The sequence below is a fragment of the Psychrobacter sp. CX18 genome (assembly GCF_057396215.1).
In genome coordinates this window covers 116,747-131,006 of sequence record NZ_JBXYJH010000010.1, presented here as the reverse complement: position 1 = coordinate 131,006, position 14,260 = coordinate 116,747, and the positions used below count along the sequence as shown (strand labels likewise).

General features: G+C 41.3%; 11 protein-coding genes. 5 read left to right on the top strand and 6 right to left on the bottom strand.

The features are described from left to right. Positions 1-202: 202 nt before the first annotated feature. The 3 genes from serA to AC2SLT_RS09080 all read left to right on the top strand — a co-directional run bounded on the left by serA (position 203) and on the right by AC2SLT_RS09080 (position 2,660). Complete coding sequence (gene serA, locus AC2SLT_RS09090) at positions 203-1,429, top strand: phosphoglycerate dehydrogenase (RefSeq protein ID WP_486547337.1); 1,227 nt, start codon at positions 203-205, stop codon at positions 1,427-1,429. A 359-nt stretch (positions 1,430-1,788) separates the two neighbouring features. After that, positions 1,789-2,316, top strand: coding sequence for a hypothetical protein (locus tag AC2SLT_RS09085; protein WP_486547336.1), 528 nt, complete (start codon positions 1,789-1,791; stop codon positions 2,314-2,316). A gap of 65 nt (positions 2,317-2,381) precedes the next feature. Beyond that, on the top strand, positions 2,382-2,660 hold the full coding sequence (locus AC2SLT_RS09080) for a hypothetical protein (protein WP_486547335.1): 279 nt from the start codon (positions 2,382-2,384) through the stop codon (positions 2,658-2,660). Here AC2SLT_RS09080 and AC2SLT_RS09075 read toward each other — a convergent pair. The 6 genes from AC2SLT_RS09075 to gmk form a co-directional block, all read right to left on the bottom strand. Then, positions 2,657-3,826 (bottom strand): cation diffusion facilitator family transporter, encoded by a 1,170-nt coding sequence (locus AC2SLT_RS09075; RefSeq protein WP_486547334.1) that lies wholly within the window; start codon positions 3,824-3,826, stop codon positions 2,657-2,659. The two genes, AC2SLT_RS09080 and AC2SLT_RS09075, sit on opposite strands and share 4 nt — an antisense overlap. Before the next feature lie 94 nt (positions 3,827-3,920). After that, positions 3,921-6,326, bottom strand: coding sequence for a primosomal protein N' (locus AC2SLT_RS09070; protein ID WP_486547333.1), 2,406 nt, complete (start codon positions 6,324-6,326; stop codon positions 3,921-3,923). Between the two features lie 92 nt (positions 6,327-6,418). After that, positions 6,419-6,814 carry a Rid family detoxifying hydrolase gene (locus tag AC2SLT_RS09065; protein WP_486547332.1) on the bottom strand — a complete coding sequence of 132 codons (396 nt, stop codon included), beginning with the start codon at positions 6,812-6,814 and terminating at the stop codon, positions 6,419-6,421. A 363-nt stretch (positions 6,815-7,177) separates the two neighbouring features. After that, positions 7,178-9,361, bottom strand: coding sequence for a RelA/SpoT family protein (locus tag AC2SLT_RS09060; protein ID WP_486547378.1), 2,184 nt, complete (start codon positions 9,359-9,361; stop codon positions 7,178-7,180). Positions 9,362-10,079: 718 nt separating this feature from the next. Beyond that, positions 10,080-10,340, bottom strand: coding sequence for a DNA-directed RNA polymerase subunit omega (gene rpoZ / locus AC2SLT_RS09055; protein ID WP_486547331.1), 261 nt, complete (start codon positions 10,338-10,340; stop codon positions 10,080-10,082). 135 nt (positions 10,341-10,475) lie between these two features. Beyond that, positions 10,476-11,090: a guanylate kinase gene (gene gmk / locus AC2SLT_RS09050; protein ID WP_486547330.1), complete on the bottom strand. Its 615-nt coding sequence runs from the start codon at positions 11,088-11,090 to the stop codon at positions 10,476-10,478. A gap of 467 nt (positions 11,091-11,557) precedes the next feature. Here gmk and ispH point away from each other — a divergent pair, with 467 nt between their 5' ends. Beyond that, on the top strand, positions 11,558-12,514 hold the full coding sequence (gene ispH / locus AC2SLT_RS09045) for a 4-hydroxy-3-methylbut-2-enyl diphosphate reductase (protein ID WP_486547329.1): 957 nt from the start codon (positions 11,558-11,560) through the stop codon (positions 12,512-12,514). A gap of 127 nt (positions 12,515-12,641) precedes the next feature. Continuing rightward, positions 12,642-13,460, top strand: a complete 819-nt coding sequence (locus AC2SLT_RS09040; protein ID WP_486547328.1) for a thioesterase family protein — start codon at positions 12,642-12,644, stop codon at positions 13,458-13,460. Positions 13,461-14,260 lie beyond the last annotated feature (800 nt).

The following is a 14,260-nucleotide window of genomic DNA, read 5'->3' as shown; positions in this document are numbered from 1 at the left end:
GATGTTTTTAGTCTAGTAGATTTGTGAACGGTTATTAGCAGTGTTTAAAATTAAATATTTCAGAGATCATATTTAACGAACCAAATTGTTTTATAATCTAGCCTTGAACTGGCATTCTTCTACTACCATAAATAGTAATGATACATTTTCATTTTAAAGAGCGTCATTTAAATACGCATTCAGAATACATAAGGGTTACGACATGGCACTATCGCTTGATAAAGATAAAATTAAATTTCTTTTGTTAGAAGGGTTGCATGACAATGCCCTTAAAGTACTAAACGATGCAGGCTATACCAATATTGAATATATTTCACATGCTCTTGATCCAGAAGAGTTGGTTGAAAAAATCAAAGATGCTCACTTCATTGGTATCCGCTCACGTACTCAGTTGACACGCGATATCCTTGAACAAGCTGATAAATTGATCGCTATTGGTTGTTTCTGTATTGGTACCAATCAAGTCGATCTAGAGGCTGCACGTGAGCTTGGTATCCCTGTCTTTAATGCGCCATATTCGAATACCCGCTCAGTAGCAGAATTGGTATTGGCAGAAGCGATCATGCTATATCGTGGTATTCCCGAGAAAAACGCTGTGGTTCATCGTGGTGGCTGGGGTAAGTCCGCTAAGAACTCGCATGAAGTACGCGGTAAAGTTATGGGTATCGTTGGGTATGGCTCTATCGGCTCACAGCTTTCAGTACTTGCTGAAAGTCTAGGTATGAAAGTCATCTATCATGATGTGGTGACCAAGTTACCATTGGGTAATGCGGAGCAAGTGGGTAGTCTAGAAGAGCTTCTTAATAAAGCAGATATAGTGACATTACACGTGCCCGATGTGCCTAGTACCCGCTATATGATGAAAAAAGAGCAGTTTGAGCAGATGAAAGAGGGCAGCTACTTTATCAATGCTGCGCGCGGTACCTGTGTGGAGATTGATGACTTAGCAGAGGCACTTGAGTCTGGTAAAATATTGGGAGCAGCAGTAGACGTATTCCCAAAAGAGCCAAAATCTGCGGATCAAGAGTTTGAGTCGCCATTACGTAAATTTGATAATGTTATTTTGACGCCGCATATCGGTGGTTCAACCCAAGAAGCACAGGCCAATATCGGTCTCGAAGTTGCTGAGAAATTTGTTAAATACTCAGATGCCGGTGATACTACCACAGCAGTGAATTTCCCAGAGGTTAGTATCCCTGTTAAAGAGGACTCGCATCGTCTATTGCATATTCACAAAAACGTACCCGGTGTGTTATCACAAATTAACACCTCTTTTGCATCAGCGGGTATCAATATCCTAGCGCAAAGCTTAATGACAGAAGGCGACGTGGGTTATTTAGTAATGGATGTGGACAATCGCAACTCTCAAGAAGCGCTTGATAAGCTGCGTGACATTGAAGAAACCATTCGCGTACGTGTGTTGTTCTAGAGCCCCTAATATCTAAACTTTAAATTTTTAACCTAAAAAAGCTGGCAATTTATTTGCCAGTTTTTTTTAGGTCTATGTTTGAGTATAAGGGATTCCGAAAAAGATCTAATAAATTATAAGGATTATGCAAACGCAAACGGCAAGTATAGCGCCTATTATTTATTCACCAACAAGGATGTGATATTATAGCGAGTATTATCGTGGGTTTAACTGCTTTTGTTTCAGTAAATGCTGAAACACTATCGCATTGCAACTTCCAGCACGATATAAAATAAATCTGGTAAAGCGCATGAGCCTCTTCTCCGACAAGGTTATCAGTGCCGTATAAGATTCTATTTGTCGGAGTTTAGGAGTCTGATATGTCTGTATTACCCCCTTCTTATTCTGATTGCCAAGGCGTACCCGTACTGGATTCAAGTGCTAATTTTCAATCGAAGTCTCAGTCAAAGTCTGAGTCAACTTCGCAATCAAATTCGCTAGCTAATTCACAAACAAAAACTGAATCAAGCTCTTCGTCAATTTCGCTAGCAGCATCGCAATCAAAATCGCAATTAAAATCTAAGTCAAATGCTCAGCCGAATTCTAGATTAGTAACCCGTCGTTATACCCCACGTTGCGCCCTTGCTGAGCAGGCTGTCCATAAAATGGCTGCTTTAGACTTAAATGCCAGTCTAATTATTAAAGCAATGGGCTATCCTCGTCAACATACCATTGCTGCCTCTGAGCGCTTGCGTTATGTTTTATCCAGTCCTTATATGGGTTTGGATGGAAGTTATATTGATGCCTATTACAGCGCCCAAGGTTTCTTATTAAAATTATGTGAGTTGCTTCAGATTGAGTCTGACGTTGTCGATGCTGAAATAGCGGTGCTCTTTAAAAGACTATAGCTACTTTCTAAAGTGTTTGAGTATATAGACGTTGTCTTTAATTTGGCCTAAATCCGGAGTCAACCATGAGTAGAGAGCAACAACCCCCACTCAGTCAAAATCCACTAAAACTAGTCATTAAAAGTCTGATTAGAATAGGGGCTGCTGGGCTCGGTGGTCTTATTGGTTTTTATCTGATGTTTATATCGACTATGGGACCTTCTTACGCGCCAAATATTTGGGAGGGTCGCTGGGACCTTATTATTAGACTCTCTGAGCTAGTATTAGGCGCAGGTATGATTATTGGTGCTTTTGTCTGGCTGATTTGGCCTTTATTACGATTTATTATTAATAGGCTAGGTTAGTGGTGGTGTGAATGGTCATGATGATGCCCATGATCATGTCCATGATAAGGCTTCGTATCAGAACTGTTTGCAGGCTCGTCTATGGCGCAAACCATAGCATCAAGTCGATTATGAGGATGTTCTACTGACTCCACTTGAATGGTGGTATGGCTAATTCCTAAAGCCTCAAGACTGTGTTCAAGGTCATGAATGAGCTCGCTTGCTTCAGTAATTCGCATATCTCCATCAACGACGACATGACACGAGAGCGCATGTAGACCACTGGTAATAGTCCAAACATGAAGGTCATGCACAGCAATAATTTTGGCATGAGATTCGATGCTACGGGCTACTTCATCGATGGAGATCTCTTCTGGCGTACCTTCCATAAGAATATGAGTAGACGCCTTAACCACCCGAAAACCACTTATTAATATTAAAATAGCGACGATAATTGAGGCTACCGGATCAGCCCACCACCAGTCCATCCACATCATGGCTAAAGCGGCGATTATAGCCGCAACAGATCCTAGCAAATCTCCCAATACGTGCAGATAGGCACTGTGCATATTGAGGTTTTTTTCTGCAGGCTTTGCATGATTCTCAGAATGTTGATGCGACTGGTGGGGTTTAGGATCATGTTCATTATGGTGTGGGTGTGCATGTCCATGGGATGCACCGCTTCGGTGTAACATCCAAGCGACGATTAAGTTCACCATGAGACCCATACTGGCAATGATTAACATGCCCTTTGACGCAATGTCTGGAGGGGAGGTAAAGCGACCGACTGCTTCCCATAATATCATTACTGCAATGATAATTAAGGTTGCCCCATTGGCCCCAGCGACCAATATTTCAAAGCGTTTATAGCCATACGTTTTCTGTTTACTGGCTTGCTTTTCTCCAATTTTAAAAGCCAATAAGGTTGCCCCTAACGCTGCAGCATCCGACAGCATGTGACCTGCATCAGATAATAAAGCCAAGCTATGTGTTAGTACCCCGCCAATGGCTTCCACTAGCATAAATCCAGTAATAATCAGGAAACTAAACATCAGGGTACGACGCTGTTTACTTAGGTCTCTGGCGGTTGGGTCATCATGGAAGTGTGGCGGGTCATGCGCTATCCTTGACCCTTCGAGGTGGGGAGGGTTAGAGCTATTGTTTGAATGTTGCGGTTCTTGAGTCACCTTAATCTCCCTATGTTAGACCATCAAAACACTCGTCCTTTATGACCTAAGACAAGCAAAAGACTTATTTGCTAGTCACTATAGACCACTGACGCTACCATCCAATAGGATCAATATCTAACGTTAATTTTAGATATTTGGCAGAAGGCAGTTGTATCACTTGTGGCCACCAAATGTTAAGCACATGATGTAAATCAGGGCGTTGTTTGGCCAATAGTAAAAGCTGACTATGATAGCGGCTATTTTTCATTTTCATTGGAGCGTCTATTGGCCCTAAAATAGCCAAGTTATGTTGAGGCAGTATGGCGATGGCATCTTGTAATGCCTTGGTGGCGCGCTCTAACGTTTTACCTTCACAGCGTATTAATGCGCTATAGGTATAAGGCGGCAGACCCAACATTTTTCGCTCCTTCAACAGCTCTTGAGCAAAAGGTTGGTAGCCTTCACGCACCAATTTTCGCAGTAATAGATTCTCAGGTTGGACCGTTTGGATCAATACCCTACCAGGTTTAGTGCCGCGACCTGAACGTCCCGCAACTTGAACAATGAGCTGAGCTGTATGCTCAGGGGAGCGAAAGTCTGGGGATAAAAATCCTCTATCCGCATTGGGTAAGCAGACTAAGGTCACATTTGGGAAATGATGCCCTTTGGCTACCATCTGCGTACCTACTAATATAGCAGGATCTCCGGTATGAATACGCCGATAAATGTCCTCCCAACTGTCTTTGCGTCGCGTGGTATCCCGATCTATTTGGATAATAGGATAGGTCTTTTTGCTGGTTTGCGGATTTGCAAACAAGGCATGCAAACTTTCGGTAAGGCGGGTGGTGCCCATACCTACCGCACTTAGATTGACGCTAGCACAGTCGGGACAAACCTTAGGAATGGCGGCTTGCCAGTCACAGTGATGACACTTTAAGTAGCTAGGTTGATGGTTATTCAGGTGACTGTGGTGAACGGTTAGGTGAGCCTCACAGCGGACACAGTCAGCTTGCCAACCACATGCTTCGCATAGCAATATTGGGGCGTAGCCTCGGCGATTCAAAAACACCAACACTTGCTCACCTGCCTCCAAGGTCTCACGAATCTCGCTGATAATACTGTCGGTCAACCCGGTATTTTGTGAACTCTTTAAGTTAGGCAACAGTGAGGGTTGTTTGCCACCACTTGAGGCAGTATTGGTATCCTGAGCCTGAACGGGCAGATCACTGAACTTAGTCGGGTTGTCTCGGGCGTCTACCAGCTGCATTTTAGCAGGCAAAGCTTTGCCGGCACGTTCTGTTAACCTCAGCTCCGTGAGCTTGCCATCTTCTACAAGTTTAAGATGTTCTAATGAAGGCGTTGCCGTTCCTAAAACCACCGGTATGCCGAGTTGAAAACCTCGGTATAACGCCACATCGGCAGCATGGTATCGAAGTGTATCTTGCTGCTTATAAGACTGATCATGCGACTCATCAACGATGATCAATCCTAAATCAGCAAATGGGTGCAGTATCGAGGATCGTGTACCAATGATGATTTGGGCTCTACCTTGACGGCAATCCTCCCACCCATGCAGGCGCTGAGTATTATTAAGACCGGAATGAAGGAGCAGAATATTTGCCGCAAAGCGCTCTGCAAATCTTGCTCTGGTTTGTGGGGTCAGCCCAATCTCAGGTACGAGCACCAACACCTGTTTACCTGCCTGCAGTACTGGAAACATGGCCTGTAAATAAACTTCAGTCTTGCCACTACCTGTAACCCCGTTAAGCAAATAGCCTGTATACTTACCCTCTGTTGTGGTAGATAAGATGGCATCAACCGCCTGTTGTTGCTGCTTATTTAAGGTAAGCGGCATTTTGGCGATGGTCACCGGTTTTGGGGCAGGCTGTTCTTCTAAAAAGTGCTCGATTACGCCTTTGTCTTCTAACCGCTTTAAAAAAGGCCGCTCCATACCCTCTAATAATAAAGCCTCTTCACTGGCCCCACTACCCCCATAGAGTTTAAGCATCGCAAACTGTTTCTTTTGCTTATGTGCATTAGCAGGGAAGTCTGAGTCATTGATATGAGGCAGTATGCGCCAATGCGTGATCAATAAATCTAATGGTTTGCCTTGGCGAATCAGTGTTGGCAACATGACAGAAATCACATCACCATAAGGATAATGATAATAACGGGCTAACCACCGTGCTAACGACAGCATTTGTTCGTCCAAAATAGCAGAGCTATCAAGGCTGGATTTTATAGATTTAAGCTTATTGATAGGGACATCGCTGTCATTCATATCAATATGATCGACCACAATACCGATTAAAGTTTGCCGTCCAAAAGGTACTTGAACCCGCCCACCGATTGGCGGTAAATCGGTAGTTAATAGGCTGATATTTTGCTGGGTTTGACTGCTATTAGTAAGACTGCTAATGTGCTTCGCATTAGAGGGTAGGGAGGAACTAGAAGATTTTGGCGGGAGATAATCAAACTCACGATAGAGAGGAACCGGTAATGCGACACGAATAAGCATCTTGGGGTAACCTCTCTATGACTATAGGATTATAGATGAAATAATACGTATCTAGATGTTTGCTTGCTATCTGTCAGTATTTTATAAAGACCCTAGTCTTCAATAAATAAAATTGACTCGATTTCAACCACACCGCCTTTGGGTAGTGCAGCCACTTGTACGGCAGCACGAGCAGGGTAGGGTTCAACGAGACGCTCACTAAAAATGTTATTAAGTGCCGCAAAGTCATTTAAGTCGGTTAATGAGACATTGAATTTAATCACATCACTCAGTTTACCACCGGCTGCTTCACAAATCGCTTCAATATTGTCCATAACTTGTGCGGCTTGAGCCTCAAAGCCGTCACGTAGTTGCATGGTATCAGGATCAAAGCCTAATTGACCTGATATATAAACTAAGCTACCCCCATTGGAAGGGATTTTTACCGCTTGTGAATAGGCGCCTACCGCGGCTGGGGCTTTATCGGTATGAATAATTTGCTTTGACATATTGATTTCCTTAATTGTCATTATTTTGCTTTTATTTTTACGATTACTTTTAAAGAATATTTAAAGGATAGGTATAACCAATATAGTGTTTAACTTTTAACCAATCATTTCTTAAGCACTACTCTCTAAACGCTAATCCTTAACTTATAAATCAAACTCTAACTTCTGACTACTAATTTTAAACCGCTAATTGAAAAAACACTATTGAAAAAACACTATTCAAAAAACACTATTCAAAAAACACTATTCAAAAAACACTATTCAAAAAACACTATTCAAAAAACACTATTCAAAAAACACTATTCAAAAAACACTATTCAAAAAACACTAAGTGAGAAAATTATAATCAGGCCACCTCAAAAGTTATAACCGGTAAAGACGTCTAATACTACCAAAACCAACATGTGGACGTAACGCCTCAATACCTTCTAAAATATGGCTTCGACTACGCACTATGACATGAATTACGGTGGAGTCTGAGCGTATATCAATTTTCTCAATGCCAATACTGAGTTGACGAAGCGTATATAGGACGTGGGAGACTTGCTCATCGTTTAACGCCAAGTTGATTTTCAAATAGGCCGTAAAATGAGGTCGATCACTCGGATGCTTAATATGCTTTTCAATCTGATCTTCACTGTACCAATTGAGCTGGACTAATTCATAAGGCTTTTCGACATATTTATTGATAATAGAGTAACAGCGATGGCGATGCAGTACCAGTCCATGCATGGTTAAATGACCAATAATCGGATCGCCAAATATAGGTCGACAACAGCCTGCAAAGTGGACTTCAACACCATTGGCATTTGATAACAACTGATTGGGACGATCAAAGCCCGTCTGATGCGCACGTTGGTGAGATTTGGTCACATCATCACTAAATAAGCGTGAGACCACTAATTGAGGCAGGAGTGCCCCAACACTCATATTTTCATACAGCTCATTTATACTGCTGACATTTTGCCATTTTAATAAGTCGTCCCAGTCCGCTTCAGTGACGTCATTGAGTGATTTGCCATAAGTTTTTAAGGCACGATCTAACGCTTGTTTGCCATGCTGTTGTTGTTCGGCTTTTGGTAAGTTACTAAACCAGCGTTTTAGGGTACGCTGCGCTTTACTAGTCACCACAATACCTAGCCATTCGGCTTTAGGTTTGGCGTCTTGATCCACCTCAATTTCAACCGTTTGTCCAGCCTTTAGGGTGGAGCCAAGCTTAGAGTCTTTACCGTTGATTTTTGCGCCAACTGCCACGTTGCCAACTTTTGGACCGACTGCATAGGCAAAGTCTAATGCAGTCGCTCCACGCGGTAGCTCATAAGCACGACCTTTCGGACTGTAACACAAGATTTTTCGTGAGTTTAAGTAAGAAATCAGCTCATCGATGGTTTGAACCAAATCATCAAAATCAGTACCGTTCGTATTATTTTCCTGATTTAAATCAATCAACTCCTTCATATTTCGTAAGGATGCTTTGATGACCGAGCGACTCAGCTCAGAGGCCTGTTCAGCACCAATGACGCCTAAACGAGAAGCTGCCTGCATTTTGCGAGTCAATAAGGTCACTTTAATCGTATCATTGTCCCGCTTATAGGTTAGTGTTAAAGATTGATTGCCTCCAGGTAAGGGATGGCGGATATTATCTTCGACAAAGCTGTCTTGAATTTTATATTTATTAATTAGATATTCCGCCAATAAGTCACAGTCCTCAATAGTATTTGTGACAATTTCAAACGAATAATGACGTAGCAAATCATCAATTTCACCGCGGTTACGGAAGAATTGCCGATACATAATAACTTGATTGTCTAAGACGCGCACGTGACCTGAAATTTTATGCTTATCTAATACATAATTTAGATACTGCTGGATGCTTTCTTTTTGATACTTTCTGCCAAGTCCGTGCTGTAACAGTTTATCCGACATTTTGGTATACATGACGGGATCAAGATTTCGATAACACAAGATCTCCATATAATCGGCAATGTCATTAAGTCCCATTAATCGGGCAAAAGGCACATAAAACTGCAAGGTTTCAGTAGCAGTAGCGCGCTGTTTTTCAGGACGAACCGAGTCTAGGGTCGACATGTTATGCAAACGATCGGCCAACTTTATGATCAAGACTCGCGGGTCATCAAGTGTGGCAGACATAATCTTATGGAAGGTGGCGGCTTTATTTTGTTGCTTGTTATGATGTGACGATTTTAGTTTAGTTACGCCATCGACCAAGTGAGCTACTGTACTGCCAAACCGCTTAGTAATCTCATCAGAGGTGACTTCGGTATCTTCTACGGTATCATGCAAAATGGCGGCGATTATAGTGTCTCGGTCTAGTCTAAAACCCGCTAAAATTTCCGCTACCGCAATAGGGTGAGTGATGTAGGGCTCACCTGATTTTCGTTTGTCTTTAATATGCGCCAAATCGCCATAGGCACAAGCTTCGAGCACATCCTTTTTTTCATCATCATTCAAGTAAGCAACGGCACGCATTAGATTGCGCTGTGCCTCGTCTACTAAATGATGACTGAGTTTTGGTAAATTCTGCATATAGGTGGTTTGATTCAAATGCTCATCATCATGTGAATCTGGGAGGGTAATATAGGGGCTTGAGACAGGGTCTATAATATTATCAGAGTTAGCAATATTATTAATGACATTACCATCTATGTCAGTATTAAAGGGTTTTATCATATTATTTTCAGGGTCGAATGAGGTAACGCTAGCATCTAAGAGAGTTGTCGAATTTTCAATAAAAGGCGGCATAGTTTCATCCTTCAGCTAGCAAACATTAATACATTAAAAAGTAAATTAAATTAGTTGTGAAAACAATCGATTAATAGCCGTTAATCTTAAATTAATTATGAGGCTTATATTTAACTTAATAAAGCAAGAAATTTTAAAGGCAGTCATTTAATTAATCGCAAATATAGTGTGGTGTCAACTCTAAAGATGAGGAAACTGTAACTAAATTTTGAAATGAACCCTTTTTTTATGAATACCCCATCCTTTTTAGACTCGATTAGACTCATTAAATGGACTATTAATAACGTTTGTAGTAACGTTTGCACACGTCTTAGATGATAGGTTACCTTAAGAGGTTAATTCTAGATTGGATGTCCATCCTGTTTTAAGTGTGCTGATCATCAAATCAAAGCCTTAGAATAAAAAAACCACGATTTGCAAAATGCTTATCGTGGTCTTTGTGATGAGTTGTTTATTAAGCATAAAACTCACTTTTTGTCGAAATAACGCTGCTCAACACGAGTTAGAAACCTTGACCGCCACTTAATGCTAAGTCTAATGAATTTGTGGCAAAATGATGCTCTGGTTGATCTAAAATATCTTTAGTTACTAAACCGGCAGCAATTTCACGTAAAGCCAAAACCGTTGGCTTGTCGTTTTCTACTTCTACTAAAGGCTCAGAAACACCTTTAGCCAATTGATGGGCGCGCTTACTGGCAACCAATACCAGCTCAAAGCGGTTGTCTACTGCATGTAAGCAGTCTTCTACGGTTACACGGGCCATAAAATCCTCTTGTTATCACTAAGTGATATGTAATATAAATGACATTTAAAAATTAATAATAGATAGTCAATCGGTCATTATAACAAGGTTAGTCAATAATTTGTTAAATTTATTGAAGGTTAAACGGCCAGCAGTTTAATCTTCAATCAGATCTGCAATGGTGTCGCCGTAGCGGGCTTGTTGACGAGCAAGGGTTTGACGTTTTGCGACAATGATTGCTTTGAGCTCAGATAATGCCGCTTCAAACTGATCATTAATGACTAAATAATCAAAATGGACATGCTGCTTCATTTCGGTCACTGCCCCAGCCAGACGCTTTTCTATCACCTCTTGAGAGTCTTGACCACGTGATGATAGACGTTGGCGAAGAGTGGCTTTATTAGGGGGTAAAATGAAGATCATAGTGACATCGTCATAGCGCTCCTTCACTTGTAACGCCCCTTGCCAGTCAATCTCTAAGATGACATCAATGCCTGACTCTAGCTGTTTATTGACACTTTGCTGTGAGGTGCCATAGTAGTTGTCGAATACTTGTGCGTGCTCTAAAAACTCACCTGCCTGAATGCCTTCTACAAATTGAGCGGTATTAATAAAATGGTAATGCTGACCATCAATTTCTCCTGGGCGAGGCTGGCGGGTAGTGTGCGAAATACTGACAGCCAAGTCATTAGTCGTCGCTATAAGTTGTTTTACCAACGATGTCTTGCCTGTGCCTGAGGCAGCGGTAATAATAAAAAGTGAACCTTTCATACGGGAAGTTCCTTAACAATAGTGATGTATAAAGATTATGGCGGTCATTAAGGCGTGTCCCTAATTGGTACTTTGAAGATTGATGGGCTAAAAAATGGCTAAATTTCCGCTAATCTTTGCAAATTTTTAGACAATATATCTATATTCTCTGCAAAATTTACTTTGATTAACTAAAATCTATCACATTTTTAGCCTCACCAACCAAATAGGGACACGCCCTAAGAATGATGAAAAAACAATGTTTATTACGATAAAATAGCCCGTGATTTGCCTGCTATTTTACTAGATATGTTAAAGTAGTCACTAAACAGTCTGACGGTAATTTTAAGTTAGCCAGTTATACCAGTAAGCAAACTATGTTATCTAAGTGTTGAGTCAGCTAAGTGTTGAGTCAGCTAAGTGTTGAAAGTTAGTCAGTGTCATCTGCCCCCTCTTATTCATTCGATTATCTATTGTGAAGGTCTGTTATGCAAATTTATCTTGCCAATCCACGTGGTTTTTGTGCGGGTGTCGATCGAGCTATTGCTATTGTCAATGAAGCATTAGCTCGTTTTGAGCCGCCTATCTATGTCCGTCACGAAGTCGTTCATAACAAGTTTGTGGTATCAGATTTAGCCAATCGTGGTGCGGTCTTTGTTGAAGAGCTTGATGAAGTACCTGATGGGTCAATTGTCATTTTTTCAGCGCATGGCGTATCAAAAGCGGTACAGGATGAAGCTGAGCGCCGCGACTTAACCGTATTTGATGCCACCTGTCCTTTGGTCACTAAAGTACATATCGAAGTGTCTAAATTTGCCCGTGACAAAATGGATGCTATTTTGATTGGGCATCAAGGTCATCCTGAAGTAGAAGGCACAATGGGACGTTTTAGCGCTCAGTATGGCGGTGAGATTCATTTGGTAGAAAATGAGTCAGACGTTGCTAAGCTTGAAGTTAGTGATCCAGATCGTCTGGCTTTCGTCACTCAAACAACCTTATCAATGGATGATACGGCTGTCGTTATTGATGCTCTACGTAAAAAGTTTCCAAATATTCAAGGGCCTCGCAAAGACGATATCTGCTATGCCACTCAAAACCGTCAAGATGCGGTAAAAGATCTCGCCAGTCGTTGTGAAGTCGTGTTGGTCGTCGGATCGCCAAACTCTTCGAACTCAAACCGACTACGAGAGCTTGCAGAACGGATGAATTGTAAAGCTTATTTGATAGACAATGCGGGTGAAATGCAAAAAGAATGGTTTGAAGGGGTTAACGCGGTAGGGGTTACTGCTGGCGCTTCAGCGCCTGAGGTCTTAATCCAAGAGGTGCTGGAACAACTGCAACAGTGGGGCGGTGATTTGCCAGATGAGCTGAAGGGTATAGAAGAGAATGTCACCTTTAGTTTGCCCAAGGAGTTACGCATCCCTGTAAAGCAAGTCAGGTTATGATACTTTTTTATGTAATAACCCAGAAGACCCTAATAAGATTTTAATAATGATATTTTAATTTGTTAAGATAAAAAAATAAAAATAATCAATCATTTATGAGTGACAAAGGTAATTTTAAGGATAATTTATGACGGCATACTATCAGTTCATTAGCCGCAAGATTCAGCCAGATAATAGTTGTATTGCACATTATAAACCGACCCCGCATGCAAAAGGCGCTTGGAATGATAATGAGCAACACATGGCGCCAGCGACCGGTATTTTGACTAAAGAAATTATTGCTTATTCTCCACACGATAATTTACGTTTGGCACGATTGAGCTTGGATATATTGGGAGTGATTCCGTTTCAAGAGTTTACGGTAACCACTCGCTGCATACGCCCAGGACGTACTATTGAGCTTATAGAGTCGGTGCTTAGTAGTGGTGACTGTGATAGTATCGTTGCAAGAGCGTGGCGATTGTGCACAGGTGATACCTCTGAAGTGGCAGGATTAGAGGATCAAGTGCCCAGTTCTGATCCGAATAATTTGCCATCGTGGGACGGAATGAGTGGGTGGCCAGGTGGCTTTATTGAAAGCCTACGTCTAGCCGCCGACCCAAATCGCCGTGAGGGTAAGGGCTTGGTATGGTTAACGAATGACTTAGATATGGTCGAGGGTGAGGTGACATCGGACGTAGTACGCCTCATGGGTCTGGTGGACACTGCAAATGGTGTGGTGCCACGAATAGCACCTAATTTAGATGAGATGCAATGGATGTTTCCCAATACAGATTTGCAAATTCATATGCACCGTTTACCTCAAGGTAAATGGTTGGGTATTGAGGCAGTTCAGCAATATGGATCAGATGGTGTTGGTTTGACCAGTGCGGTACTACATGATCTGCAAGGTCCTTTTGGGCGTAGTGAGCAGATATTGACGATTCGTCCTATGCCTAAGAAGTAGTCACCACTAGTGTCATACAACCCTATTCTACAGACTTAAATAGTTTGTATAGATGATACACATACTAGTATTTTTATACAACGCTGGCTATATTACCGCCGGCGTTTTTTTATTACCCTTTTAGCGACTGCGATGTCTGACACTCAAACCAACATAGTAGTATGCAACATGCGTAGCGTGTGGTGTAGCGAAGCGAAACCCACGTATAAGTCTTTATTCAAATTACAGTGTATATTGTAATTTAGGTTTTATTTTCCAAATTTAGAACTGACCCAGAATTAGTTTTTGATGCAACTGGGAATCATTTATTAACACTGTCTGAGAGATAGAGCCAGACGTTTAATAAATACCCGCCAGTTGCTTAGTAAGGGTTTAAATATTGTCATTTAGGCTAACGTTAAAATGTTATTAAGTTTAATTTTCCAAATTTAGAACTTTCTGAGATTTAATATTTGATGCAACTGGGAATTATTTATTGGCACTGTCTGAGAGATAGAGCCAGACGTTTAATAAATAACCCCCAGTTGCTTAGTAAGGGTTTAAATATTGTCATTTAGGCTAACGTTAAAATGTTATTAAGTTTAATTTTCCAAATTTAGAACTTTCTGAGATTTAATATTTGATGCAACTGGGAATTATTTATTGGCACTGTCTGAGAGATAGAGCCAGACGTTTAATAAATAACCCCCAGTTGCCTATAGCGTTTAAATACTTAAATATTATCTTTTGCGTTAACCATAAAGTTTTATTCTCCAAGAATGATTTATTATCTTGAAAAATTACTGTACTGACCCTATTAG

Bases quoted from the DNA above. Each gene is read 5' to 3' on its own strand.
- serA (WP_486547337.1), top strand. From the start codon at position 203: ATGGCACTATCGCTTGATAAAGATAAAATTAAATTTCTTTTGTTAGAA.
- AC2SLT_RS09085 (WP_486547336.1), top strand. From the start codon at position 1,789: ATGTCTGTATTACCCCCTTCTTATTCTGATTGCCAAGGCGTACCCGTA.
- AC2SLT_RS09080 (WP_486547335.1), top strand. From the start codon at position 2,382: ATGAGTAGAGAGCAACAACCCCCACTCAGTCAAAATCCACTAAAACTA.
- rpoZ (WP_486547331.1), bottom strand. From the start codon at position 10,340: ATGGCCCGTGTAACCGTAGAAGACTGCTTACATGCAGTAGACAACCGC.
- AC2SLT_RS09040 (WP_486547328.1), top strand. From the start codon at position 12,642: ATGACGGCATACTATCAGTTCATTAGCCGCAAGATTCAGCCAGATAAT.
- ispH (WP_486547329.1), top strand. From the start codon at position 11,558: ATGCAAATTTATCTTGCCAATCCACGTGGTTTTTGTGCGGGTGTCGAT.
- AC2SLT_RS09065 (WP_486547332.1), bottom strand. From the start codon at position 6,814: ATGTCAAAGCAAATTATTCATACCGATAAAGCCCCAGCCGCGGTAGGC.
- AC2SLT_RS09060 (WP_486547378.1), bottom strand. From the start codon at position 9,361: ATGCAGAATTTACCAAAACTCAGTCATCATTTAGTAGACGAGGCACAG.
- AC2SLT_RS09070 (WP_486547333.1), bottom strand. From the start codon at position 6,326: ATGCTTATTCGTGTCGCATTACCGGTTCCTCTCTATCGTGAGTTTGAT.
- gmk (WP_486547330.1), bottom strand. From the start codon at position 11,090: ATGAAAGGTTCACTTTTTATTATTACCGCTGCCTCAGGCACAGGCAAG.